The sequence below is a fragment of the Agathobacter sp. LCP21S3_B2 genome, from assembly GCF_052118705.1.
GTDB lineage: Bacteria > Bacillota > Clostridia > Lachnospirales > Lachnospiraceae > Roseburia.
Window position 1 is genome coordinate 19,296 of record NZ_JBQKGQ010000020.1, and the last position, 24,914, is coordinate 44,209.

23 protein-coding genes are annotated in these 24,914 nt (G+C 42.7%); 1 reads left to right on the forward strand and 22 read right to left on the reverse strand.

What is annotated here, in order from left to right:
• Window position 1: 1 nt before the first annotated feature.
• From ACTQ1L_RS12900 to ACTQ1L_RS12985, 18 genes are all read right to left on the reverse strand, one after another.
• Window positions 2–1,675 carry a lectin like domain-containing protein gene (locus ACTQ1L_RS12900; protein ID WP_441367566.1) on the reverse strand — a complete coding sequence of 558 codons (1,674 nt, stop codon included), beginning with the start codon at window positions 1,673–1,675 and terminating at the stop codon, window positions 2–4.
• Between the two features lie 9 nt (window positions 1,676–1,684).
• Window positions 1,685–2,836 (reverse strand): THUMP domain-containing class I SAM-dependent RNA methyltransferase, encoded by a 1,152-nt coding sequence (locus ACTQ1L_RS12905; protein ID WP_321111450.1) that lies wholly within the window; start codon window positions 2,834–2,836, stop codon window positions 1,685–1,687.
• Window positions 2,837–2,918: 82 nt separating this feature from the next.
• Window positions 2,919–3,236, reverse strand: coding sequence for a rhodanese-like domain-containing protein (locus ACTQ1L_RS12910; protein WP_321111452.1), 318 nt, complete (start codon window positions 3,234–3,236; stop codon window positions 2,919–2,921).
• A gap of 397 nt (window positions 3,237–3,633) precedes the next feature.
• On the reverse strand, window positions 3,634–5,661 hold the full coding sequence (locus tag ACTQ1L_RS12915) for an EAL domain-containing protein (RefSeq protein ID WP_441367568.1): 2,028 nt from the start codon (window positions 5,659–5,661) through the stop codon (window positions 3,634–3,636).
• 121 nt (window positions 5,662–5,782) lie between these two features.
• On the reverse strand, window positions 5,783–7,069 hold the full coding sequence (locus ACTQ1L_RS12920; protein ID WP_321111455.1) for an O-acetylhomoserine aminocarboxypropyltransferase/cysteine synthase family protein: 1,287 nt from the start codon (window positions 7,067–7,069) through the stop codon (window positions 5,783–5,785).
• 103 nt (window positions 7,070–7,172) lie between these two features.
• Window positions 7,173–8,819 carry a uroporphyrinogen-III C-methyltransferase gene (gene cobA / locus ACTQ1L_RS12925; RefSeq protein WP_441367571.1) on the reverse strand — a complete coding sequence of 549 codons (1,647 nt, stop codon included), beginning with the start codon at window positions 8,817–8,819 and terminating at the stop codon, window positions 7,173–7,175.
• A gap of 127 nt (window positions 8,820–8,946) precedes the next feature.
• Window positions 8,947–9,963, reverse strand: coding sequence for a hydroxymethylbilane synthase (gene hemC, locus ACTQ1L_RS12930; protein ID WP_441367573.1), 1,017 nt, complete (start codon window positions 9,961–9,963; stop codon window positions 8,947–8,949).
• Window positions 9,964–10,047: 84 nt separating this feature from the next.
• Window positions 10,048–10,710: a precorrin-2 dehydrogenase/sirohydrochlorin ferrochelatase family protein gene (locus ACTQ1L_RS12935; protein ID WP_321111458.1), complete on the reverse strand. Its 663-nt coding sequence runs from the start codon at window positions 10,708–10,710 to the stop codon at window positions 10,048–10,050.
• A gap of 79 nt (window positions 10,711–10,789) precedes the next feature.
• The gene (locus ACTQ1L_RS12940; RefSeq protein WP_012741773.1) at window positions 10,790–11,389 is read right to left on the reverse strand and encodes a biotin transporter BioY; all 600 of its coding nucleotides are present in this window, start codon (window positions 11,387–11,389) and stop codon (window positions 10,790–10,792) included.
• A 132-nt stretch (window positions 11,390–11,521) separates the two neighbouring features.
• Entirely contained in the window at window positions 11,522–11,953 is a 432-nt protein-coding gene (locus ACTQ1L_RS12945) for a M67 family metallopeptidase (protein ID WP_441367575.1), read from the reverse strand.
• A gap of 24 nt (window positions 11,954–11,977) precedes the next feature.
• Window positions 11,978–12,817: a HesA/MoeB/ThiF family protein gene (locus tag ACTQ1L_RS12950; protein ID WP_441367577.1), complete on the reverse strand. Its 840-nt coding sequence runs from the start codon at window positions 12,815–12,817 to the stop codon at window positions 11,978–11,980.
• A complete protein-coding gene (gene thiS / locus ACTQ1L_RS12955) occupies window positions 12,817–13,023 on the reverse strand; it encodes a sulfur carrier protein ThiS (protein WP_012741770.1) in 207 nt (68 codons plus the stop codon). The genes ACTQ1L_RS12950 and thiS overlap by 1 nt, the downstream gene beginning before the upstream one ends.
• A gap of 83 nt (window positions 13,024–13,106) precedes the next feature.
• Window positions 13,107–13,424, reverse strand: a complete 318-nt coding sequence (locus ACTQ1L_RS12960; protein WP_441367579.1) for a thioredoxin family protein — start codon at window positions 13,422–13,424, stop codon at window positions 13,107–13,109.
• Window positions 13,425–13,426: 2 nt separating this feature from the next.
• Complete coding sequence (locus ACTQ1L_RS12965) at window positions 13,427–13,672, reverse strand: sulfurtransferase TusA family protein (protein WP_012741768.1); 246 nt, start codon at window positions 13,670–13,672, stop codon at window positions 13,427–13,429.
• A 93-nt stretch (window positions 13,673–13,765) separates the two neighbouring features.
• A complete protein-coding gene (locus ACTQ1L_RS12970) occupies window positions 13,766–14,635 on the reverse strand; it encodes a 4Fe-4S binding protein (protein ID WP_441367581.1) in 870 nt (289 codons plus the stop codon).
• 102 nt (window positions 14,636–14,737) lie between these two features.
• Window positions 14,738–15,970: an O-acetylhomoserine aminocarboxypropyltransferase/cysteine synthase family protein gene (locus ACTQ1L_RS12975; RefSeq protein WP_441367583.1), complete on the reverse strand. Its 1,233-nt coding sequence runs from the start codon at window positions 15,968–15,970 to the stop codon at window positions 14,738–14,740.
• Between the two features lie 122 nt (window positions 15,971–16,092).
• Window positions 16,093–17,070, reverse strand: a complete 978-nt coding sequence (locus tag ACTQ1L_RS12980) for an NAD(P)/FAD-dependent oxidoreductase (protein WP_441367585.1) — start codon at window positions 17,068–17,070, stop codon at window positions 16,093–16,095.
• Window positions 17,071–17,199: 129 nt separating this feature from the next.
• On the reverse strand, window positions 17,200–18,813 hold the full coding sequence (locus ACTQ1L_RS12985) for a glycoside hydrolase family 13 protein (RefSeq protein WP_441367586.1): 1,614 nt from the start codon (window positions 18,811–18,813) through the stop codon (window positions 17,200–17,202).
• 190 nt (window positions 18,814–19,003) lie between these two features.
• On the opposite strand from ACTQ1L_RS12985, the gene ACTQ1L_RS12990 reads away from it, so the two are divergent.
• Entirely contained in the window at window positions 19,004–19,885 is an 882-nt protein-coding gene (locus ACTQ1L_RS12990; RefSeq protein ID WP_441367588.1) for an AraC family transcriptional regulator, read from the forward strand.
• Between the two features lie 4 nt (window positions 19,886–19,889).
• Here ACTQ1L_RS12990 and ACTQ1L_RS12995 read toward each other — a convergent pair whose 3' ends face one another.
• From ACTQ1L_RS12995 to ACTQ1L_RS13010, 4 genes are all read right to left on the reverse strand, one after another.
• On the reverse strand, window positions 19,890–21,329 hold the full coding sequence (locus tag ACTQ1L_RS12995; RefSeq protein WP_441367590.1) for an aminoacyl-histidine dipeptidase: 1,440 nt from the start codon (window positions 21,327–21,329) through the stop codon (window positions 19,890–19,892).
• 82 nt (window positions 21,330–21,411) lie between these two features.
• Window positions 21,412–22,032 (reverse strand): AAA family ATPase, encoded by a 621-nt coding sequence (locus tag ACTQ1L_RS13000; RefSeq protein ID WP_441367591.1) that lies wholly within the window; start codon window positions 22,030–22,032, stop codon window positions 21,412–21,414.
• A 71-nt stretch (window positions 22,033–22,103) separates the two neighbouring features.
• Window positions 22,104–23,459: a Na+/H+ antiporter NhaC family protein gene (locus tag ACTQ1L_RS13005; RefSeq protein WP_441367592.1), complete on the reverse strand. Its 1,356-nt coding sequence runs from the start codon at window positions 23,457–23,459 to the stop codon at window positions 22,104–22,106.
• 281 nt (window positions 23,460–23,740) lie between these two features.
• A complete protein-coding gene (locus ACTQ1L_RS13010) occupies window positions 23,741–24,913 on the reverse strand; it encodes a PucR family transcriptional regulator (protein WP_441367593.1) in 1,173 nt (390 codons plus the stop codon).
• Between the last annotated feature and the right edge of the window lies 1 nt (window position 24,914).

Sequence of the window (24,914 nt, forward strand, 5' to 3'; positions counted from 1 at the left end):
ATCATCTGTTATCAGAAAAGGCCTTTATACAGAGGTTGCAATCCTGTTTTTCCTTTACATTGATAAAAGCTACTCCATCGTAGCTGATATAGCCCTCACCATCGTTTAAATCCACGGCTGACATATATTTTTCACCGGAATCATACTCAATAGCCATAGGATGGGTTGAGCCCGGTGTACTGATATACAGCACCACAGCATAACGCTCGCCAGCCTCCACCTCCATCGGCTCATCAAAATCAACCGTATAATATCCGGAATTTTCAAGAGTTCCCTCCGCTACCTGTGTCTTGTTCTGGAAGGAATATTCATTCTCAAAATTTTTGACCACATACAGCTTATATGATGTATCAGATGCTGTTGCATAAAAGCTTGCAGCCTTAAGTGACTCAGCCGACTGTGCGGTGAAAACATTAGCTCCGTACATATCCTCCTTATCATAGCCCATCTTGCCTACCCAGCCGCAGAGGTCACTCTGATAAATATTATCGTAATTGTCAGTATCCTCAACATCTGTGTAGACAACATTGTGTGTACCTACATTAGTATCATAGTAAGACACATAAAACACTCCATCCTCACCAAACTGTGAGCCCCAGCTATTCTGACATATGAAAGCTCCATCGCCTTCAAGGTCCACATTAAAATTCTCCTTTGGGTAGTTATCATCCCATCCTATTATGACAACATCATGATTCGGCTTTTCAGACCCCATATAACAGTAGGCATTTGTCTGTCTGTTGTAATAAGGAGTCTTTGTCTTTGAGCTTGTTATGGTGCTGTAAAGCGATGTCTGCACACCTCCATATTTGAATACAGCCTCCTTTATACCCTGATAATCCTTTCCGTCTATTATACGAATCTCCTGCACATGCTTTACTGCCGTAAGATCACTCCTGGTCACGCCATCTCCATATGGGTCGTCGGCATCATAGACCGGTCCCTGCCAGGCTGCAAGATATGCCATTCCCATGGTGTACTCACCGCCATCATACTGATTGACATTGAATGAATTGCTCATGCTCATATGGTCAACAGAAAACAACAGATTCTCCTCCGGCATAAGCGCCGACTCAAGTGCGCTGGTAGCGGCAAATGCCCAGCAGGTGCCATATGTCCCCTGATCCCTGACCTGTGAAACACGCTGTTTCTCTCTTAAGTCATACTTTGGCGGAACTGGTGAAACACCCTCAGACTTATCTGTCATGGTGAGCGTATTCGATGCTGTGTCAAAGCTGCATGTCATATCTAACAGCTTTGAAAGCTTGTCCAGACTGACGTAAAATGCACCTTTATATTGCACAAAGCCATTATCATCGGAAAGCTTGAAATCAGCCGTCAGACTATGCTTTTCAACCAGCAGCTCCTCTTTATTATAGACATGTGCACTGCTGTTTAACGCATCGCGCAGCATCGTTACCGGAACCATGATATTCCTTTCGTCATCCATATACACATGCTCATTCTCACTCGTATATTCTTTATTTTCTATCTTAAGCTTAATAGTACCGCCATTTACATCATCGGCAACCAGAGGGCTCCATACACCGCTTTGTATTTTCGCACCGCGGAATGCCCCAAGTGTCGAATTATCCTTTGCATATATATAAAAATTCGACACAAAAATGAGTGCCAATATGAGTGTAAATACCATGTATCTCTTTGAATATTTCATTTATTATTCTTAATCCTTTTTTCTTCTTGGAGGCTTAGGACCCATAAACTGATAAAAGTACGTCTTTATCATGCCATTGTAGATTTTTCTGTTTTTATCCGCTTTTCTGCCTATATAACGCTCCGTATCCTCATAGCTTGTAATCAGATACATGGACCAGGAATCAAGCCCCTTATACGCCTCGCCAATCTGTGAATAAAGTGCAGGCAGCGCTGATTTTTCCTCAAGTCGCTCACCATAAGGCGGATTGGATATGATAAATCCATATTTTTTAGGATGATGCATGTCTGCCACCGCTCTCTGCTGGAAATGAATCATGTGGTCCACACCGGCGCGCTTTGCATTTTCTCTGGCTGCCGCCACCACATCAGGGTCGATGTCATAGCCCTGGATATCAACCTGCACATCCTTTTCTATCATGTCCTCAGCCTCCTGCACTGACTCATACCACAGCTTTCTCGGTATGATATTGGTCCAGCTCTCAGCCGTAAACTCCCTGTTCATTCCCGGTGCTATGTTCGCCGCCATCATGGCTGCCTCAATCGGAAATGTACCGCTGCCGCAGAAGGGATCAACAAGTATCCTGTCTGCATGCCATGGTGTGAGCATGATGAGTGATGCTGCCAGAGTCTCAGTCAGCGGTGCCTTGCTCGTTGCAAGACGATAGCCTCTCTTGTGCAATGAATCTCCGGATGTGTCAAGTGTAACCATCACCTCGTCCTTGTACAGGAAAACTCTTACCGGATACATAGCCCCATCCTCCGGAAACCAGTCGATATGATACGACCTCTTCATTCTCTCAACCATGGCTTTTTTCACGATAGACTGTATATCCGATGGTGAAAAAAGCTTACTCTTTATGGAAGAAGCCTTTTTCACCCAGAATTTGCCATCCTTTGGGATAAAATTCTCCCACGGAAGCGCCTTAACATTCTCAAAAAGCTCATCAAACGTCGTTGCCTTAAAACGTCCTACCTGAAGCAGTACTCTCTCAGCTCCGCGCAAAAATATGTTTGCACGGCATATTGCCTCAGCATCGCCTTCAAACGACACTCTGCCGTCCTCCACACGTGTTATCTCATATCCCAGGTCATATATCTCCCTCTTTACCACTGCCTCCAGACCAAAATGACACGGAACAACAAGCTCAAATTTATCCATATATTGTAAAACAGCCTTTCTATATTCTTTCTTAAATCATTATCTATTATTGTTACATAAATTCACTTTTTTTTAAATAGTTTTAGCCATATTTCTGCAACTTTTTTTGATATCCGCACAAAGCATTGTAGCCTCCTATGACAGTTGCAGTATCAAATCCCCTGTTTCCCAGATATCTGGCAAGCTTCATGCTGCTGCCGCCATGCGTACAATAAAAAATCACGGGCTGCGTTCTGTTAAGCAGCTCTTCGTACGAATCCGTGATATCCATCGGCAGACTGACAGCAGCCTTCCAATGGGATTTCTCATATTCCTCGCGTGTCCTGATATCAACAAGCATTGCATTTTTTGCTTCTATCACATTATCGAGTTCATCTGCGTATACTATTTTAAATTTCATAATATAACCACACCCGGCATTTATCTATTTATATCAGAATATTCTATGTATCAAAAAAAGTGAAAATAATGTATGAGTTTCCATACAACTATTTTGTTTGACACACAAAGCTTCCCTCAATATAGTCCTTAAGTCTAGTAATATCAATGCAAACTTTAGTACATCAACGTGTTAGTTTCTTAAGATTTAATAATTTTTCTTATACTCTATTGCTTTTTAGTTTCCATTAATCTATAATACATCGTGAAAAGAGAAATCTTTTCAATGTTATACCTCTTATTAATTATTTATACTCCCCTCAAAAGAGCCGATTCGTGTCGGCTCTTTTATCTATATGCTTTCCTTTAAAGCAAAAACAGCAGGTCTCATTGAAAATCAATGAGACCTGCTGTTTTTGCTACCCTAAAAGCTTCTCATATTCTTCAACCGGTAATGGCTTGGAATAATAAAAGCCCTGTATGCTGTCACAATCTATATTTTTCAGGAATTCAACCTGTTCCTTTTTCTCAACACCCTCAGCCGTCACATAAAGTCCCAGCTCTTTTGCCAGAGCAATGGTATGGGTCAAAAGTCTTTCACCACTTAAATCACCGATATAATCGATGAGGCTCTTGTCTATTTTTAATGTATCAAAGCACTTCATATTAAGTGTTGCAAGGGACGAATAGCCTGAGCCGAAATCATCAACAAGAAGAGGAAAGCCTTTACTGTGGAACCTGTCTGCCAGCCCCTTTATGTTGTCATTATCTATCGCCGCACTCTCTGTAATTTCTATCGGCACAAGCTCCGTCTTCACACCTATTCTGCCTGCAATGTCATGATATCTTTTCACAACAGACTCAAAGTACAGACTTGCTCTTGACAGATTGATGGAAACCGGCACTATTTTTTTCCCCTCCAGCTGCCACTTCCGCTGATACTCACATATAGTACGGAATACATACTCATCAAGCACCTTTATCAATCCGTTTCTCTCAAATAAGGGTATAAATCTGCCCGGCGGTATAATATTGCCGGACGAATCTCTCCATCTGACAAGTCCCTCTGCACCGACAAGCTCATTGGTTTTCGGATCATACTTAGGCTGATACCATATCTCAAAACGCTTTGCTTTCAAATCCTTATAGAAATCGTCCTCCATGCGCTTTTCCTCGAGTATCTTGTCAGTATCCGCCTGACTGTATACCTGATACAGCACATCCTTTCTATCCTTAATGCGGTTCTTTGCAAAATTCGCCTCACTGTAAGCTTCCTCAACCTTTTTCCCCGGCTCCCACCTTGTAACTCCGAAATACGGTACAATCTTTGGAATCTTAAGTGCATTAGAAACCTTCTGAAGCTGTAAGTTAATTGTCTCTATCTTTCTTATGACATCTGAAATATCATCATTGGCGCAATATATGGCAAATCTGTCCGCATTTATATGCCCCGCCAGATCCTTTTCTCCAATCACGCCAAGTATATTGTCCGATATCCATTTTAGCGTCTCATCACCTTTGGCCACCCCACAGATAGAGTTTACTATCTTAAATGAATGTATATCCATTGACAAAAGATACCCAGGCTCTCTTCTGTCGCGAATCTTTTTCTTGAAGCTATCGTAATTGTCCTCACCTGTCACCGGATCTGAATACGCTATTCGATCATACTCTCTCTGCTTCTCCGGACTGATATCAGAAAAACCGGCTACCATTTTGTGAAGCTCTCCTACTCCAGACACATTAACAAATTTCGCCCTGCAGTATCTCACCTGTTCGTCTCTTACAATACGGAAATCATGCTGGTACGTATCCTTAATCATGAACTGTCTGCGCAGGTTTTCAACCGATAGCTCCGAAAGCATATGGAGCTTATCTTCCTCTAAAACAACATTTGAAACATACTCGGTAATCAACTGAGTATAGCCCGGAATTGTCTTAAGAAGCTCTCCAAACATCCCCCGTATTTCATCCTTCACTCTGTAGGTGTACACTTTATCATTATCAACATCCACATAATATATGCTGTGGAAATTGTTGCCGAGCGCACTGACCATTTCACTGCGGTTTGTATAGTGGTCAAGCTTTTCTATAATCCCAACAGCTTCCGTCGTCTTTCCTTCTTCGTCAAACTCAGATGAATTAAGCGAAATGCGGTATGCATCCGTTCCCTCTTTAGCATGTAATACTACTGTGGCACTTTGGGCACCGTCTGCTATCCGGTCCATAGCCTCAAACAACTTTTCAGAATCCACAATATTGTCTATAAAATGATTATTTTTTAAATCTGTAATCTTGCCTGCTGTATCATGTGTAGAAACAACATAAGAAGAAAGCTGCAAATACCCTTCCTTTGGGAAATATCTGAAAAGATATTTCCCAAAGAATGCAAATGCAGCCTGCAAATCTAATTTTATACTCTTTTTATCATCAACTTCTTTATTCATAAATACTTCCCACTAATAATTCAACCTATAAATTAATCATTTTTCCATAACACTACTATATCATTAGTATGCTGTTCCGTAAAGTTTTGTTTTAATTTATTTATGTATAAATTTTGTATTTTTATTTTATGGCGTCGAGTGCGTTTGAGATATCTGCAATCAAATCCACCTTGTCCTCAAGACCTAAGCTTATTCTGATAAGCTCTGCCGGCACTCCTGCTTCCTTAAGCTGCTCATCATTCATCTGACGATGCGTGCTTGTTGCCGGATTTAAGCAGCAGGTTCTCGCATCTGCCACATGTGTCTCGATTGCACCAAGCCTTAATGCCTTCATAAATGCAGACGCTGCCTCTCTGCCGCCCTTTAAGCCAAATGATACGACTCCGCAGCCTCCGTTTGGAAGATACTTCTGTGCTCTCTCATAGTATTTGTTTGAAGGAAGCCCTGAGTAGTTTACATAGGCAACCTTTGGATGATTTTCCAAAAATTCAGCCACTGCCTGTCCATTTTCCACATGCTTTGGCATACGCACATGAAGTGACTCAAGGCCAAGATTCAGCATAAATGCATTCTGTGGTGACTGCATAGAACCAAAATCGCGCATAAGCTGTGCTGTACATTTGGTGATGAACGCACCTTCCTTGCCGAATTTCTCTGCATATGTGATGCCATGATAGCTGTCGTCAGGTGTGCACAGTCCCGGGTATTTATCTGCATGTGCCATCCAGTCGAATTTGCCGCTGTCTACGATTGCTCCGCCGAGTGTGGCTCCGTGTCCGTCCATGTACTTTGTGGTAGAGTGTGTGACAATATCTGCGCCCCACTCAATTGGTCTGCAGTTTACAGGTGTCGGGAAGGTATTGTCCACTATAAGCGGTACTCCGTGCTCGTGTGCCACCTTTGCAAAAAGCTCTATATCAAGCACCGTAAGCGCAGGATTGGCAATAGTCTCACCAAACATAAGCTTTGTGTTCGGTCTGAATGCTGCATTCAGCTCCTCCTCTGTAGCATCAGGAGATACGAATGTAGCTGTAATACCCATCTTTGCCATAGTTACCGCGATGAGGTTGAAGGTGCCTCCATATATGGATGATGATGCCACGATATGGTCTCCGCACTCACATATGTTGAACATGGCATAGAAATTGGCTGCCTGTCCTGATGATGTGAGCATGGCAGCAGTGCCACCCTCCATAGCTGCGATTTTTCTTGCTACCGTGTCACAGGTTGGATTCTGCAGTCTGCTGTAGAAATAACCCTCTGCCTCAAGGTCAAAAAGCTTTCCCATGTCCTCGCTTGTGTCATATTTGAATGTAGTTGACTGAATAATCGGAATCTGTCTCGGCTCTCCGTTTCCGGCTTCATAGCCTGCCTGTACACACTTTGTACCTATACTGTATTCTTTCATTGTGCTTCTCCTTTAATATGTTAATGTTTCAGTTGTGTATAGTATATTACATTTGGCGCGTTTTGACAAATTCAGATTATATAACTTTTGTCACCATAAATTCTTAAGCTTTATAACATATTGTATCTACCAGTGCTTCATAGCTGCTGTCATCAGCTTGCAGTATCTCTCTGACATTGTGCTGCTCTAATGCTGCTGTTGTTTTTTCACCTATCGAGTATGCTGTTTCCACGTATGCATTCTCCGGCAGCATATGAAAAAATCTTTCCACATTTGATGCGCTTGTAAAAACAGCTTCACTTACCATGTTTCCAATGTTTTCAGGAATACTCTCATATGCCTGCTCATTTACATATGCATCAATTTTTTCTAATTCACATATTTCTTTAAGCCCTGCCTCAAGGTCAGGTGAAGCCTCCTGTGCCGAGAAAATGCAGACTTTGCACATTTTATCAGATATATTACCATTGCTTAAATCCAATGTACTATTTTTCCCTAAATCAAATGTATCCTCATCACTTTCCCCATAGACATACGGCATACATAATTTCATTGCATCTGCAAGTCCTTTTCCGGTCTGTTCTGCCAGAATAATATCTGCATTTATGTGATGCTTTGCAAGCTCTTTTTCTGTAGCTTTTCCCACCACTGCAAACCTTGCATTTGCTATAATCCTGATGTCAGCCCCTGCCAGATTCAGATTATAGAAAAATGATCTTACACCATTTTTGCTTGTAAAAACAATCCAGTCTGCCGATCTTACCTTATCAGCAAATTCAGGAATTATTATCGGATTTATTATGCCTGTCTTAACCGGTGTGACGTCTGCTCCAAGCTGCTGTAATTTTGCTATCAATTCGTTTGTTTTGATATTGTTATTACTATTTTTTAACGCTTTAGAGCTTTCAAATTTTCTTCCATCATCTTTTGCTCCTGCTTCAATATTCTCAGGCATAGCCTCGATATATGGTACTGTGATTTTTCTTCCAAACAGTGGTCTTTTTTCAAAGAAATCCAGCCTGTCATTCAGAGAAACCACATCTCCCACAACGATTATAGCCGGTGATGTCAGCTTTGCTTCCTCAATCTTCTCTCCGATATCTGCAAGCGTTCCTATACATTTGCGCTGCGCGGCAAGTGTGCCGTTCGATATCACTGCTGCCGGAGTATCCGCTCTTCGTCCTGCTTTCATAAGCCCTGCTGCAATGCTTTTTACATGCGCAAGTCCCATCAAAAATACGCAGGTGATTGTCTCATCTGTAAGAAGGGAATAGTCTATATCTGCCTCCTCATCCTTTCTGCTGTGCGCAGTGATGACCTGAAAGCCTTTTGCTATGCCTCTGTGCGTAATAGGTATTCCTGCAGCTGCAAGCGCTGCAACCGACGAACTGACCCCCGGTACCACTTCTACCTCCACATTTCTATCTACCAGGTAGAGAGCTTCCTCTCCGCCTCTTCCAAAGACATACGGATCTCCGCCCTTTAAACGGACTACAAGCTCATGATATTTTGATTTCTCGTACAAAAGCTCGTTTATGGCATCCTGCTTCATGACATGCTTGTGATTTTCCTTGCCCACATAAATAAGCTCACAGCCTGCCTTTGCCATTGAAAGAAACTCTGGTGATGACAGCCTGTCATACACCAGACAATCCGCCTGTTTTATATATTTTTCTCCTTTTAAAGTGAGCAGGCCCGTATCTCCCGGTCCTGCTCCAACTAATACTACTTTTCCTGTGTTTTCTCTCATGATTTTCCTAATTATTTTTCTACTGAATTATTATGATTAAAAATTATGCCTTGATATTTTTAAACGAGCCACTTGATGTATCGGCTGCATGTTTTTAAGTTTAAAACCAGGTTAAATATAATAAACTTTAGTCGATTTCTAATTTATACCGAATATCGTGCACCGCACGCTCCACAATATTGTTTCTGTCTGATGTAATATCCCATACCTGCTCTGTCCTTGCAAGCTTTTTTCCATCCTCTGAACCAAACATCGCAAGAAGCTTTAGCCTGTTATTTTTGTTGCTGTCATTACCTCGGTCTTTTTCACTTACAATATCACAGTATGCAGCCACAGGCAGATGACAGTTTCCACCGATTCGCTTTAAAAATTCTCTCTCAATGCCTGCGCACAGATTGGTTTTCTCATCTGACAAAGCATCAAGCTTTGCCATCAGCTTAGCATTGTCAGCACGTAGCTCAAGCGCAAGTGTGCCCTGTGCCGGAGCCGGAATCATATCATCCTCTGAAAAGTACTGTGTGATCTCAGAATCTCTTCCGATACGCTTTATTCCCGCCGCTGCAAGTACGATTCCATCCAGCCTGTATTCGTTATACTTATTCTGTTTTTCGTTAGCTATCTCATTGTTATTTACAGTATTATCGGAAACCTCTTCATATATAATTTCCCCATCATATAGCTTACGAAGCCTCGTATCGATATTTCCGCGTATGCCAACCACCTTAAGGTCAGGACGCAGCTTTAAAAGCTGATACTTTCTGCGCTTGCTTCCGGTTCCTATCACGGCACCATGAGGAAGCTCATCCAGTGAAGCGGCATTTTTTAGCACCAAAACATCCCTTGGATCTTCACGCTTCCATGCCTTTGCAAATGTAAGCCCTACTGCCGGTTCATCAGGCATATCCTTCATGGAATGGACTGCCATATGAATCTTTCCCGATAAAAGCTCGTCCTCTATCTCCTTTACGAAGATACCCTTTGATCCAATCTTATCGAGTGCCTTTTTCTGCTCTAAATCGCCTGTTGTCTTTATGATAACAGCCTCGAAATCATCATCCGGATATGCTCTTTTTAACTTATCTATCACGTAATCAGTCTGAACAAGAGCAAGCTTTGAGCCTCTCGTTCCTATTAAATACCTCATTTTACTCTCCTACGGATCATGCCATTTTCCATTTATAATTTATAAATGAACAACAACTTAAAATCTGTAATACCATACTTTAAACTATATTTCCGGAATCCTTCCATTATCAATAGCTGCACACAATATTTCTTTAAACACACGCTTTCTCTCGGCTTCCGTGTCATATTGCGCTATTACTTTTTCGCGGATCTGTCCCATGTATTCGTTCAGCTCACCAAGAAACGGAGTAAGAATCTCCTGCTCTTTGCCTTTCAGATACTGAGTCAGCGCAGGGCTGTTTCCTCCGCTCGAAAATGCCGCAACAAGATTCTTTTCCTTTATGTATGACGGAAAAATAAAGCTGCAATCAGCCTTCTGATCGACCGCATTTACCATGATGCCATTAGTTTTGCAATACTCTGCAATCTCATGATTTAAAGCATTGTCATCAGTGGCAGCGATAACCATTTCCATGCCGTCACAGTCTTTTCGTTCAAACCTTCTTTTTATGAACGTAATTCTATCTGCTGCATCCGGGTCCGTCTGATTGTTTTCTTTATTTGCCGTATATGAGCCCGTTTTATCCTCGCTTGCTATATCATCAATTGTAAGCTTTCTCAGCTCATCACATATATCCTCTGCCACAACCGTGACCTTCGCGCCAAAATCCAGCATTACAATCACCTTGCGGTATGCCACATTTCCACCGCCGACGATCAGACACTCTCTTTCCGTCATATCCACAAACATCGGAAAATACGCCATTTTTATCTCCCTGTAATACCATATCCATACTTTATTTCATATATTATTTCATGCCTTATTTTATACTTTATTATACGCTTTATGCTTTATTTTTTGCCTTATGCTTCACACTGTATCCATTGAGCATTCCTTCAAAAACAGGACGAAGCTTGGCAGAAAACACTGCTGCCGATACGCATAATATAAAGTCCGGTGCAACAGTTATCAGACAGTAATCTACTATTACTATGCCCCAGCTGACAGGTGTTGCCGCATAGAAATTCTTCATGCAGTAAAAGTATATTGCTCCAACTGTATAATATGCCACCAGTCCGACCGTTGCCGGAAGAATAAGTGTAAACGCATTGGTCTTTTTAAGCTTTTCTGTGATAGCTCCGATTAAAAATGCGGCAAGCACAAAGCCTAGGAGGAACCCAAAGCCAGGTCTTAAAATATATGTAGGGCCGCCGCCTGCCGCAAATACAGGCACTCCCACCAGTCCGATGCACAAATATACTATCACGCTAAGCGATGCCAGCTTTGCCCCCAGCAGAAATCCTGCCATCAGCACAAAGAACCACTGTAATGTAAAATGCATGGTGTACATAGGAAGCGGAATATCAATCTTGATAAATGCTCCAACTGCTATAAGTGCCGCAAAAAGTGCACATGTTGTAAGTTCCTTCGTTTTTAATTTCATTTTCGCACGCTCTTTCGTTTTATTAAATATACATGCTATAATAACATCTTTCTCTAAAAAAGAAAAGCCATCTTCGATGAAGCTGACTTTTCTTTGCAGCTTTCGCTGCGACTCAAAACATTAACATATGATTTAGAAGTAATATTCATCAGAATATATTCGTAAATCCTCTTTCGTGACCTGTCCACCCTCGATATGAAACGAGTTGATTACAGGATTTTCTGCCATAAGCGACATTATCATGTAGCTCGCACTTGAATCGTATGCAAGCTTAATATCCTCATCCGATGGCCTTGAAGGGCTAGACGGGTGTGAATGCCAGTTGCCAAGTGGCTTAAGGCCGTTTGCTCTCATGTCCTTTATGGCTGCCAGCTGCTCCTTTGGATCCATTGTGAAATGGTCCTCGGCATGGTCTGTATTCGTCAGGTAATATACCTTTGTGATGAGACGACCGTTTTCGTCCTCACTGCCTGCTATCAGACCGCACGCCTCCTCCGGCAGATGCTCTTTAGCATATTTTGCTATTTCATCCAGAAACGGATATTTCATTCTTATGATACTCATATCGTTCCTTTCCTTACTGTCTTTTTATTCCTGTGTACGAGGTGCATCAAATCTGCCCGCTGTCTCCTCGCAGATCTCCTGCTCGTAGTCGATTGGCTCGAGAATAGTCGGATGGTCGCCACAGACTGCACAGTTGTGTGTATCCTTTGGAAGCTTAATCTTGTGGAACTCCATGGTGAGTGCATCATATGTAAGCAGATATCCTGTGAGCAGCTCTCCAACACCGATTAAATACTTGATAGCCTCCATAGCCTGAAGCGAACCGATTACTCCGCCCATAGCTCCGATAACGCCTGCCTGCTTACATGTAGGCACTGCATCCTTTGGTGGCGGATTCTTGAATACACATCTGTAGCAAGGTCCCTCTCCCGGCACATATGTCATGAGCTGACCCTTGAAACGGATGATTCCTGCATGTGAAAACGGCTTTTTCTCAAGCACACATGCATCGTTGATTAAGAACTTTGCCGGGAAATTGTCAGTTCCATCGATGATGAAATCATAATCCCTGATAAGCTCTCTGATATTTGACGCATCTACAAACATACGGTATGTATTGACCTGAACATCCGGGTTCATGGCGTTCATTGTCTCTTTTGCTGACTTTACCTTGGCTTTGCCCACATCGGCTGTTCCGTGGATAATCTGTCTCTGCAGGTTGGATAAATCTACCTCATCCGCATCCACAATACCGATTGTGCCAACTCCTGCTGCTGCAAGATACATGGCTGCCGGAGCTCCAAGTCCGCCGGCACCGATAATAAGCACCTTGCCCTTTAATAATTTCTTCTGACCTTTAACGCCCACCTCATTAAGGATAATGTGGCGTGAATAGCGCTCGATCTGCTCATCAGTCATTGCCATTAGCATCCACCTCCCATGAAGTAAAGGAACTCTACATTGTCGCCATCCTTAAGCACTGTCTTTGGCTTATCCTCTGTGGCAACAAATTCCTCATTTATTGAAACTGTTACATACTCAGGCATATCTACATTCTCAAGTTCGATAAGCTCCGGTAATGTAAGTCCATCCTTATATTCTTTCTTCTCTCCTGCTACTGTGATAGTCATTTTATTTCCTCCTGTGTCACAGATTGTGGTATCTGTATGTGTTATTATCCTGTATCGGACTGCTTTATATAATAATCTAAAAACTATAATAATTCTTCAACCCATGCTTTCAAATCGGCAGGCTTTTGTGCGCCGACCTTTCTATCTAAGACCTCTGCGTCTTTTACGAAAAGCAGTGTCGGATTCGCAGTCACCTCATACTCATCAGCGAGCTCTCCGTCAAAGTTTGTGTTGACCTTGTATACGTGAAGCTTATCCTCATAATCATCCTCGATATTTCCGAGAACCGGTGCCAGCTTCTTGCAGGCCACACATGAATCCGAGTAAAAATCAACAATTACCGGAAGCTTGCTTTTTAATACTTTTTCATCGAAATCCGCCTTTGAAATTCTTGCTGCCATGATTAGTCCTCAACCTTTCTGACGTAAAGAGTGTATGTTCCATCCTCGTTGTCCTCGAGCTTAAGTATCTTGTGTCCCTCTTCCTTCATGCTTCTTGGAACATTCTGTACCGGCTCTCCATCATTCATACGGATTGCAAGCACCTCACCGTCATCTAATTCCTCTATTGCTACCTTTGCCTTTACAAATGTAAGAGGGCAAACCTTGTCAGTTATATCTACCTGATCGTCGAATGCTATATCTGCCATTTTGCATCTCCCTTCCTATACTCATATTTATTATATTTTTGCCGTAACCATTGTTGTTTATGCATGCCGGATATTTCCTGCTATACATGGGAATTATTTACCCTCGTATGCTGCCTGAATCTCTTTTTTAAACTCTTCCTCGCCCACTCTCTGAAGAGTAAGTCTGAAACGCTCACCACCGTTTGCATGCTTCTCGAAGAAACTAATCGCTGCATCTGTCACTCTGAAAAGAGTTTCCTTGTCGCGGATAATTGTAACAAGCTGCTCTCCTTTATAGATGTGGTTTCCGAAAAGTCCTCCAAACGATACGATATATCCCGGAGTTCCCTTCCATGCATCTGTCGGACAGCTCTTTACGCAGCGCGCACAGTTGTTACATTTGTCTCTGTCTATGACAATCCTGCCATCCTCCATGCTAAGCGCACCCTCGCGGCATGCCTTCACACATACACCACACTGGATACAATCGTCATGGCTGCACTCTACTGTCATGCCGCCCTTGATTCCGACATCGTTTTCCTCAGCCTTTAAGCAGTTGTTCTGACAGCCTGTGACACCAAACTTGAACTTGTGAGGAAGCTCTCTTCCGAAGTATCTTTCATCAAGTTCCTTAGCCAGAGTGTATGTATCGATACATCCGCTAGGACAGATTTCTGAGCCCTGACACGCTGTGACAGTACGTACTCTTGGTCCGCAGACACCTGTTCCTACACCACCCTTTGCCAGTTCCTCTTTTACCACATTGATATCCTCAACCTTGATAAAAGGAATCTCAATACCCTGACGCGATGTCATATGAACATATCCGTGTCCGTATTTCTCAGCAACCTCTGCTACTGTTTTGATATTTTCTGCTGTAAGATTTCCTCCTACAACCGCAATTCTAAGTGAGAAACAGCCCTTTTGCTTCTGTCTCATGAATCCGCCCTTTTTTAGGGCCGCGTAATCAACTTTCTCCGCCATTTTTAATCTCCTTACTGTGTAAATATGTTAATGTTTTGTTTTATATGTAAATGCATATGCACGCTCTCATTTGCATACACATTGATACCTTATTATGATGGCTTAATCAGCTATATTTGCAAAAGCCTGTGCAAAATCCTCCTTCAGGTCATCTATATCCTCGATACCCACGCTGACTCTTATAAGATCCTCAAATACTCCTGCATCCTCCTTCTGCTTATCTGTGCTGTGAAGACTGATTGTGGAGCCCGGATGAATGACAAGTGTCTTTGTATCTCCGATATTGCTGAGTGTGTATGGAATCGTCAGGCTGTCTATAAATTTAAATGCCTTTTCCTTGCTGCCAACCCTGATTGTAAGGATTGCTCCATAGCCGTTTGTGAGCTGTTTTTTTGCTATTTCATGCCATTTGCTGCTCTCAAGCCCCGGATAATTAACCTTTATGTCAGGATAATTGTTTTCTATCCACGACGCAAGCTCGAGTGCATTAGAGCATTCTCTTTCCATTCTAAGACCGAGTGTCTCAAGTCCTATAATATTTAAGTATGCATTCACCGGAGCTAAACAGGCACCCATATTTCTGAAAAGACTGTTTCTCAGCTTTGCGACAAATGCCATAGGTCCATACTTCACATAATCTGCAAAACCCGGATATCTGTTCTTGTCCCATTTGAACTTACCTGAGTCTGTCAGAATACCACTGATTGCATTGCTGCTTCCATTTATATATTTGGAAGATGAATTGACCACGATATCAGCTCCATGCTTTAAAACCTGTATCAGGTAAGCTGTCGATGTGGTATTGTCAACTACAAGCGGTATATCATGTGCGTGTGCTATCTCTGCAAGCTTCTCAATATCTGTGACATCCAGACAGGGATTACCGATAGTCTCTGCAAAAATCAGTCTGGTATGCCCATTGATGCTGTCCTCTATCTGCTGCCAGTTGTTGTTCTCGACATATCTGGTTGTGATGCCGAAGGCCTCAAGATCATGGAACAAATCTATTGTGCCACCGTAGAGGCTGGCGCTTGAGATGAGCTCATCTCCACTGCTTAGTATATTTAAGAAGGTATTCATCAGTGCCGCCATGCCTGATGCGCATGCCACCGATGCTATTCCTCCCTCGAGCTTTGTTATTCTGTTCTCAAAAGCTGTAATCGTAGGATTGGCAACTCTTGTGTAACAGTAGCCCGGAGCTTTGTTTTCAAATATTTTTTCCAGATCTGCCGCGCTCTCCTGCTCGAAGGCGCTTGTCTGATATACCGGTGGCAGTGTAGAGCCATTTGTCTCTTTTGTCACGCCGGCATGAAGTAAGCTTGTATTAAATCTCATTGTATTCTTCTTCTCGTTAATTCTTACATAGTCTATTGTGTTACTAGGAATTGATGAGATTATTATACAAACGTGTGGGTTGAAAGTCAATGCTATCAGTTATACAAATTATTTGTGCGTGGTTATATATTTTGTTTATAGCCATTAATGTCCATTAAATACTCTGCGGCTGTCGTTGCGGCATTTGCTCCGTCAGATACTGCAGTTACCACCTGACGCAGTGTCTTGGTACGGACATCTCCCGCCACATACAGTCCCGGCTGGACGTTTCTATCATGGTCACCATTTTTTGTTGCAGCATATGTGATGCCGTCCTCACCTGCCACTACATATCCTCTCGCATCAAGCTGCACCAGATTCTTTATAAGCTCTGACTGCGGTACTGAGCCATATGCCACGAATACTCCGTCTACAGCCAGTGTCCTGCCACTTTTAAGTTTTATGCCTGTTGGCTTTTTTTCTCCATATATTTCTGTCACTGCTTCGTTTAGGACAAGCTCTACATTTTCTTTCTGCTTTAAGAGCTCAACTGTGCTCTGTGCACCGCGGAAGCTGTCTCTTCTGTGAACCAGATAGACCTTCTCACATATATCGGACAGATATAATGCATCATCCAAAGCGGTATCTCCGCCGCCCAGCACTGCGGCTGTCTTTCCTTTATAGAATGCTCCGTCACAGATTGCGCAGTAAGATACTCCCTTACCGGTATACTCATCCTCTCCCGGCACTCCTGCCTTTCTCGGATATGCTCCTGCAGTATAGATGAGCGCTCTTGCCTCTGCTATCGTGTCATCATCGAATTTCACTCTGTATATCACTGATTCTTCTTTCTCACCATTTTGCACTGCTTCTATCTGCACTGCTTCTTTTTCGATAAATTCTACATCAAGAGACACTGCATGCTCCCTGAATTTTTCTCCCAGGTCATATCCGTTTATGTTGGGAAGCCCCAGATAGTTGTTCACATTTCCGCTCTCGGCTATCTGGCCTGTTCCCTCGTATTCTTTTTCTGCTACTGCCACATTCAGATTGGCTCTCTTTGCATATATTGCTGCAGACAGTCCTGCCGGACCACTGCCTATTATTATTATATCATACATGGAATTGGTTCCTTTCATCGTCCATTGAATTTTTTCGGTAACTTATTATATACATTATCCTTAAAAAATACAATAATACCGCCTGCTTTTATAAAACACCTTTATAAAAACAAGCGGTATCAATTTTATCTATCGTATATACATCCTGGCCTCATAAGGTCTGAGCACTGACATATCAGAGGTATCCTTATAATTTGAAATCAGCACCTCCATGCCCTCACACTCCTTTGCAAGCGGCATTGGTATCTCCTTGTCAAAGAAATTGCACACAACAATCATGGTTTTTTCTTCATTCTTTCTGCTGTATGCAAAAATATTCTCATCATCCTCAAGTAAAAGTGTAAATTTACCATCAACAAATACCGGATAATCCTTTCTCAGCTGAACAAGCTTCTTGTAGCAGCTAAAGATTGAATCAGGGTCATCCACCTGTGATTTGGCATTTATTTTGTCGTAATTGTCATTTACCTTTATCCAAGGTGTTCCTGTGGTGAAGCCGGCATTTGCCGAGTCATCCCACTGCATAGGTGTCCTCGCATTGTCACGGCCCTTTGCGTAAATGGACTTCATGATTTCATCCTTTGAGTATCCTTTTTCAAGGCGCTCATGGTACATGTTTATGATTTCACAGTCCTTATAATCCTCGATATCATACTGTACATTTGTCATGCCCAGCTCCTCGCCCTGATATATGTATGGTGTACCCTGCATGCCGTGCAGCAATATAGCAAGCATCTTTGCAGATTCCACTCTGTACTCCCCGTCATTGCCCCATCTTGACACGATACGCGGCAGGTCATGATTGTCCCAGAACAGACTGTTCCAGCCACAGTTGTAGAGCTCATTCTGCCAGTGAGCCATTATCTTTTTGAGCTTTTTAAACGGAAGCGGTGCAAGGTCCCATTTCTCGCCGCCCTCCTTCTGATCAAGCCCTATGTGCTCAAACTGGAACACCATAGAAAACTCGCTGCCATCCGGATTGCTGTAAAGCTTTGCGCGCTCTGTGTCTGCGCCCCATGCCTCACCTACAGTAATCAGGTCGCCCTTCTGGAAGGTCTCCCTGCTCAGTTCCTTAAAATATTCCTGAAGCCTTGGTCCGTTTATGGTGATTCTCTTGTCCGGCTCTTTTGCTATCTGGTCGATTACATCAAGTCTGAAGCCGCCGACTCCCTTGTCCATCCACCAGAGAATCATATCGTAGATTGCTCTTCTGACCTTTGGATTCTCCCAGTTTAAATCCGGCTGCTCCGGTAAAAACTGATGGAAATAATACTGTCCAATTTCCGGCACATATTCCCATGCGCTTCCACCGAAACAAGCCTTCATATCACTTGGCGGCACGCCTTCATCTCCGTCTCTCCAAATATAGTAGTCATGGTATGGATTGTCCTTGCTCTTTTTAGCCTCCTTGAACCACCTGTGCTCGTTTGAAGAATGATTTAATACAAGATCCATCATAATCCTTATATTGTGCTTCTTGGCCTCGTTTATGAGCTCCTCCATATCATCGAGACTGCCAAACGTCGGATCAATATCCCTGTAATCCGAAATGTCATAACCGTTGTCCGCCTGCGGTGATTTGAATACCGGCGAAAGCCATATTGCATTGATTCCAAGCGTCTCAAGATAATCAAGCCTTTTGATGATACCCTGTAAATCACCAAAGCCGTCTCCGTTAGAATCCTGAAAGCTCTTTGGATAAATCTGATATACCACCTTATCATGCCACCATTTTCTCTCCATAATATGTACCTCTTATCTAATCATAAATTTTGCACTCATTTACATCTTGAGCACTTCGCCTCGATGTATTATACTGCTATTATAGAAAGGGTTTAGTATAAATTCTTGCAATATTTTTTCATTTTATAACACAATACTGCTCTTATAATTTTAAAGGGTATAGTTTTAAAAGCTATGGAGAAACAACAATATGAAAAACAATAATCTGCCTGCCCTCGGGCAGAAAGAAAACGCAAAGCACGGAGAAGTATTTTTCCCCGTTCAGAAATATATAACAAGACTTGCAGCAGATTACCCTGTCATCACTACACACTGGCACGATGAGGCAGAGCTCACACTGATTACAAAGGGCTCATGCACCTATCAGATTGATTTGCTCGAATATGAAGCAAAGGAAGGCGATATCATCTTTATCCCGCCACTGCTGCTGCATTCCATTTCAATAAGAGACTGCGACGAATTTTACTCGGAAACGTATGTATTCCATATCAATTTTTTAGGTGGAAACAATACCGATATATGCTCTTCAAGATATCTGACTCCGCTAATCAACCATGAGTTTGCCATGCCTTACCTGATTGCACCGAAGCATCCGGCATATTCATCCCTTTGCAAATGCTTCATGCGCATAACAAATCTATACTCCGGTCAGGAATTCGGCTATGAGCTGGCTCTAAAGGCATTTCTGCTTCAGGCAATATTTCTATTGCTGCAATACAGTGAAAAAAATGCTGATTTCGGTGTCAACACATCCTCCGATAAGCTAAAAAATGTGCTCGATTACATCGAGGTGCACTATGCCGAAAGCATCCAGGTTGCAGAGCTTGCCGGGCTTTGCTATTTCAGTGAATACCACTTCATGCGTTTCTTCAAAAAACACATGAACATGACCTGCGTGCAGTATATCAACAATGTGCGTCTTGAAAAATCCGTAGAACAGTTCGAGCGCGGCAACACCTCAGTTTTAGATGTCTCACTGTCTGTCGGATTTCACAATCTGAGCTATTTTCACAGGGCATTTAAAAAGAGGTATCATATGACACCTCTTTCCTTTATCAAAAGCCTTGAATAACTATTTATTTGCACGCAATCACTCTGAGTATATACTCATATGACCTCTTTGCAGAGGATATGGAAAGCCTCTCCTCAGTCGTATGGATATCATACATGTCCGGTCCCATTGATATGCAGTCGAGTCCTTCAATCTTGCCGCTTAAAAGACCGCACTCGACACCGGCATGAATAGCCTCAACTGTAGGCTTTTTGCCATACATCTCCTCAAAAATCCGTACCATATCCTCGCGGAGCTTTGAATCCTTCTTGTACTCCCATGCAGGATAATCACCCTCAAATGTAACCTCTGCCGCAAAAGCGCCTGCTATGCATACAAGCTGGTTCTTAAGGCTCTTTTTAGCCACACCGACAGAGCTTCTGACTGCGTATCTTAAAGTGACAGCAGCATCGTCTGATTTTAAAACTCCAAGATTAAGTGAGGTCTCAACAAGCTTATCTATTTCCCGGCTCATTCTGATGATGCCGTTTGGCAGTGCCTCGATAAGTGCGATAACCCTTGCGCTATCCTTTGCACTTATAGCTGACTCACTGCAGTCAGTCTCCTCTGACACAGTCAGCTTAAGGTCAGGATCAGATGCCTTAAACTCCTCCGCAATCTCAGCTGCTGCCTGTTCTATCGAAGCCTTCACTGCCGCAGCCTCATCAGGTGCTACAATAATCTGTGCAGTACACTCTCTTGGAATGGCATTATCCTTTCTGCCGCCCTCTATAGAAGCTATAGCTACAGGTGCCGATGCGTCGCGAAGCAGTCTGGACATAAGAGTATTGGCATTGCCCCTTCCCTTATCAATCTCTGAGCCTGAGTGTCCGCCTGTGAGACCTGATAAGCTCACAGTAAGCTTTGTTCCGCTCACAGTCTCTCTCTCTACCGGCAGCTTCACATCGGCTCTGCATCCACCGGCGCAGCTTGCGAGCATCACGCCCTCCTCCTCGCTGTCCATATTAAGAAGCTTCTTTCCCTTAAGCATAGACACATCGATGCCTGTAGCACCCTCCATGCCGACCTCCTCGCATACAGTGCATACAAACTCAAGGCGTGGATGTGACAGGCTGTCATCGTCCAAAATAGCAAGCGCATATGCCACCGCGATACCGTCATCTCCACCGAGTGTAGTGCCTTTTGCCGAGATAAAATCACCATCTATCAAAAGGTCTAGGCCTTCCTCGTCCATATCCTTATCACAGTCAGGTGCCTTCTCGCAAACCATATCCATGTGCCCCTGCAGTATGATTGGCTCCACATCCTCATATCCTTCTGATGCTTCCTTTATGATTATCACATTGTGAAGCTCATCCTGGTAATGCTCAAGGCCTCTTGCCTTTGCAAACTCCACCAGATAATTACTGATTCTCTCTTCCTTGTATGATGGATGAGGAATACTGCATATATCCTCGAAAAATGAAAAAACGTTCTTTGGCTCTAAATCTGTTAATACTCTCATTTTACTCTCCTTAAAAAAAGTCTGCCGACGAATCCGCCGACAGACATATTATAACACAATCCGGTATTTAATTGTATATGTATTATTCAAGTCCAAATCTTCTCTTTACGGCATCGACCAGATAGTCGGCTGTCCCTTCTGTACCGAGCATACTGCTGTCAATCATGATTTCTTTAAATCTCTGGTCATTTGGCAGAAAGCCCGCATAGTGCATATGATAATGATCCCTCGCCTCATCTACAGCCTTAATCATCTTTCTGGCCTCATTCTCATCCATATTGAGGTCATTTACACAGTTCTTCACACGCTCCTCATATGGTGCGTAGATATATATTCTAAGCAGGTTCGGCTCATCAGCCAGAATAAAATCAGAGCAGCGTCCTACTATAATACATGACTCTCGTTCCACAAGAAATCTGATGATATTCTGCTGTGCCTCAAAGAGCTTATCCTGCAGCTCGTCAGCCTGTGTACCAAGCGGATACATCATCCTTCTAAAGCTGTTTGAATGCACCTTTTTCTTTGCGCTCTCCTCTATCTCATTGATTTTTGACACCGGAAGATTGAGCTTTTTCGCAGCCTCCTCCACGATATCCCTGTCATAAAACTCTACTCCGAGTTTTTCGCTCATACGCATGGCAATCGGACGTCCCAGACTGCCAAACTGTCTTGCTATTGTTACAACGTATTTTTTTTCGTCCATACTGTACTCCTTTTCCTTTGACGGATCATTGTCCTACAATTATAATTACCGTTCACACATCAGTGTAACTGCTACATCACAAATCCCAGAATCAGAAAACCAATTATAGAAATACCGGCTCCGATAAGCACATACGGCAGCTGTGAGCCTGCGTGCTCAAGATTGTCAATTCCTGCTCCGTTTGACGCGAGCACTGTTGTGTCACAGTAGAAGCATGCATGATTTCCGAATGCACAGCCTGAAAGAATAGCAGCCATAACAAGTACGATATTTGCTCCGACACTTGCCCCAAGCGGTATAAGCACCGGTGCTACAAGTGTACATACGCCCCATGCATTTGCAATCATGAAAGCCAGAAGTCCTACAATGATAAATGTAATCATCGGGAATACACTTCCTGCCATAAACGGCTTGCATAAATCTACAAAGAACTCTGTCATCTTCATCTCACTTGCAATCTTTTGGAATGTAAGTGCAGATATAAGTAAAATGATAATCGGGAGCATATCTGAAAATCCCTTTACAAATGTATCCCAAAACTCAGAAAATGTCATAATCCTTCCTGCGATATACAATACCATAGAAACAATTATTGCAATAACTGCTGCCACAACCAGATCGCCTGTTGCAACTGCCACACCTACCAGTATAGCAAGCGGAATGATGAAATACCATACACTTCTGCCCTCGTCCTCGCCGTACTCAGAGCCTATATTGTACTTTCTGCTTATATCGCTGTATGTTTTTCCTGTAGCAGCAACACGCTCATATGCTTTCTTCATGCCTCCAAGCTTTGGAAACCATCCCATACAGAAAAGGAATACTATTAAAAGAGCCACAAGCGGATAAACACAATATGGAATTGCCATCATATATGTCTTCATCAGGCTTCCACCTGCAAGCTTATTCACACAATCCTGCTGAAGGAAAATAGCTCCAAAATACGCTGCCCAAGAAGAGAACGGTATCAATACACAGACCGGAGCGCCTGTGCTGTCCAGCAGATATGCAAGAGCCTCTCTTGGCACCTTCTTTTTATCGTATGTGCCCTTCATGGCTGTTCCTATTGATAAAACATTCAGGTAATCATCCACGAAAATCAATATTCCTAAAATAAATGTGGTAAAAAGTGTCTTTCTTTCTGAATTACAAAGCTTTGACACAATCTTTGTAAAACCAAAGCTTCCTTTTGAAGCAGTAAGCAAAGCGACAAGACTTCCGAAAAGTCCGCATATCAAAATGACATATGCCTCATCACTCATCACACCCTCGAGTGTGCTTACCCATTTTGACAGGAAATCCTGTTTCCAGAGAACAACAGCTCCCACCATAGATCCTGCAATCAGGAAAGCCTCACATTTTTTTGTTGTGATTGCACCGACGACAATCGCCACTACAATCAATGTTGCAATTAGTCCATAGCTCATAATCTTTATATTCCTCTCTTTCCAGGCATCATATACTGCAAAAAGGACCGAAGGATTCTAATCCTCCGGCCCCGTTGCCTTTCGTTGAACACATATTATATTTATCTGCCTGCCAAATCAATAGCTCATGTAAATTTGGCTGTATTTTCGTCTCTTGTAAACAAAACCTGCTTTGCGATTTTGTTCCCACGTAACAAATCCACCCAAAAACTTAAGGCATCATGGCTCAAGTCATTATCCGATGGATTTCTAATGTAACCTCCCTAAGTCCTATCACTCTATCACTGCAGATAATAATAAATCATCAGCGCATTATACAGCTCCTGGCTGTCAAAGCGGTCTGCAAAGCTTCTGCCTGTGAGCTGTTCTACTCTCTGCAGCCTGTACTTCACAGTATTTTTATGTGAAAAAAGCTTATCCGCAGTCCTCTGCAGATTGCAGTCACACTCAAAATACGTCCACATAGTCTCCATAAGCTGAGTGTGAGCCTTCCTCTCATATGCAATTATCTCACCAAGCACCTCTTCCGCAAACCTCTTCATAGGTGCGGTATTCTCATATGCCATGAGCATCCTGTAAAATCCCATCTGATCATAAAAGACAATCTCATTCGTCCTGTCTATATGTTCAAGCACGGCATTGGTCTTTGATGTCTCATGAAAGCTCTTTTGAAGCTTTGAGATATTATCACATTTTTCACCTATGTTAAGTGTATAGCGTATATCACTGTACTCATTTTTCAAAAAAGCATCAAATTTCGTGAAAATATCCACAATTACATCTCTTTTGTCCGTGCAGTCATTCATGAAACCGATTATTCTGTCTCCATAGCATGACACAATCGCCTGATAATCAGCAGCCTTAAAATAATCCTTTAAGGTCTGCGCATAGCTTCTTATCTGATCATTGTTTATTATATTGCCTGCTATATGCAGTACAAACACCTGCTTAAGCACACTTTTTTCATATCCCATCTGTATACACTTCTGCTCTATGCTTGTCGTATTAATACTGTTTCCAAAAATAATCTCGGCAAGCAGACTGTCCTCTATATCCTTTCTGTCATCCAGATATGAAATCGCATGCCCCAGCTCCTCAAAAAAATCCAAAAGCGGCACATCCCAGGGCATGGTAAAAAGCGGAAAATCATTCTTTTCCGCTAAATCAATTACCTTATCATCTATCTGCGTCACATAGTTTTCTCCAACCAGCAGAAGCGCACATGACATTTGAAGCTCTATCGCTTTCTTTATTGTCTTGTACAAATCAAAATTTTTCCTCTGTGTGACAGGGCTGCTCACTATAAGAAGCTCCTTTCCCCGCACCCATTTCTCAAAATTGATATTCTCTGCCTTATAAGACCACCTGATGCCTTTTTCCATACCGCCTTTTCCGGCGATAACCTTCGCCTGCGACAAAGTCGTAAGCGAAAGTAAATCCTTGCACTGAAACATG

Excerpts from the sequence above, each read along its gene's own strand:
- ACTQ1L_RS12900 (WP_441367566.1), bottom strand. The coding sequence starts at position 1,675 with ATGAAATATTCAAAGAGATACATGGTATTTACACTCATATTGGCACTC.
- ACTQ1L_RS12905 (WP_321111450.1), bottom strand. The coding sequence starts at position 2,836 with ATGGATAAATTTGAGCTTGTTGTTCCGTGTCATTTTGGTCTGGAGGCA.
- ACTQ1L_RS12910 (WP_321111452.1), bottom strand. The coding sequence starts at position 3,236 with ATGAAATTTAAAATAGTATACGCAGATGAACTCGATAATGTGATAGAA.
- ACTQ1L_RS12915 (WP_441367568.1), bottom strand. The coding sequence starts at position 5,661 with ATGAATAAAGAAGTTGATGATAAAAAGAGTATAAAATTAGATTTGCAG.
- ACTQ1L_RS12920 (WP_321111455.1), bottom strand. The coding sequence starts at position 7,069 with ATGAAAGAATACAGTATAGGTACAAAGTGTGTACAGGCAGGCTATGAA.
- cobA (WP_441367571.1), bottom strand. The coding sequence starts at position 8,819 with ATGAGAGAAAACACAGGAAAAGTAGTATTAGTTGGAGCAGGACCGGGA.
- hemC (WP_441367573.1), bottom strand. The coding sequence starts at position 9,963 with ATGAGGTATTTAATAGGAACGAGAGGCTCAAAGCTTGCTCTTGTTCAG.
- ACTQ1L_RS12935 (WP_321111458.1), bottom strand. The coding sequence starts at position 10,710 with ATGGCGTATTTTCCGATGTTTGTGGATATGACGGAAAGAGAGTGTCTG.
- ACTQ1L_RS12940 (WP_012741773.1), bottom strand. The coding sequence starts at position 11,389 with ATGAAATTAAAAACGAAGGAACTTACAACATGTGCACTTTTTGCGGCA.
- ACTQ1L_RS12945 (WP_441367575.1), bottom strand. The coding sequence starts at position 11,953 with ATGAGTATCATAAGAATGAAATATCCGTTTCTGGATGAAATAGCAAAA.
- ACTQ1L_RS12950 (WP_441367577.1), bottom strand. The coding sequence starts at position 12,817 with ATGGCAATGACTGATGAGCAGATCGAGCGCTATTCACGCCACATTATC.
- thiS (WP_012741770.1), bottom strand. The coding sequence starts at position 13,023 with ATGACTATCACAGTAGCAGGAGAGAAGAAAGAATATAAGGATGGACTT.
- ACTQ1L_RS12960 (WP_441367579.1), bottom strand. The coding sequence starts at position 13,424 with ATGGCAGCAAGAATTTCAAAGGCGGATTTCGATGAAAAAGTATTAAAA.
- ACTQ1L_RS12965 (WP_012741768.1), bottom strand. The coding sequence starts at position 13,672 with ATGGCAGATATAGCATTCGACGATCAGGTAGATATAACTGACAAGGTT.
- ACTQ1L_RS12970 (WP_441367581.1), bottom strand. The coding sequence starts at position 14,635 with ATGGCGGAGAAAGTTGATTACGCGGCCCTAAAAAAGGGCGGATTCATG.
- ACTQ1L_RS12975 (WP_441367583.1), bottom strand. The coding sequence starts at position 15,970 with ATGAGATTTAATACAAGCTTACTTCATGCCGGCGTGACAAAAGAGACA.
- ACTQ1L_RS12980 (WP_441367585.1), bottom strand. The coding sequence starts at position 17,070 with ATGTATGATATAATAATAATAGGCAGTGGTCCGGCAGGACTGTCTGCA.
- ACTQ1L_RS12985 (WP_441367586.1), bottom strand. The coding sequence starts at position 18,813 with ATGGAGAGAAAATGGTGGCATGATAAGGTGGTATATCAGATTTATCCA.
- ACTQ1L_RS12990 (WP_441367588.1), top strand. The coding sequence starts at position 19,004 with ATGAAAAACAATAATCTGCCTGCCCTCGGGCAGAAAGAAAACGCAAAG.
- ACTQ1L_RS12995 (WP_441367590.1), bottom strand. The coding sequence starts at position 21,329 with ATGAGAGTATTAACAGATTTAGAGCCAAAGAACGTTTTTTCATTTTTC.
- ACTQ1L_RS13000 (WP_441367591.1), bottom strand. The coding sequence starts at position 22,032 with ATGGACGAAAAAAAATACGTTGTAACAATAGCAAGACAGTTTGGCAGT.
- ACTQ1L_RS13005 (WP_441367592.1), bottom strand. The coding sequence starts at position 23,459 with ATGAGCTATGGACTAATTGCAACATTGATTGTAGTGGCGATTGTCGTC.
- ACTQ1L_RS13010 (WP_441367593.1), bottom strand. The coding sequence starts at position 24,913 with ATGTTTCAGTGCAAGGATTTACTTTCGCTTACGACTTTGTCGCAGGCG.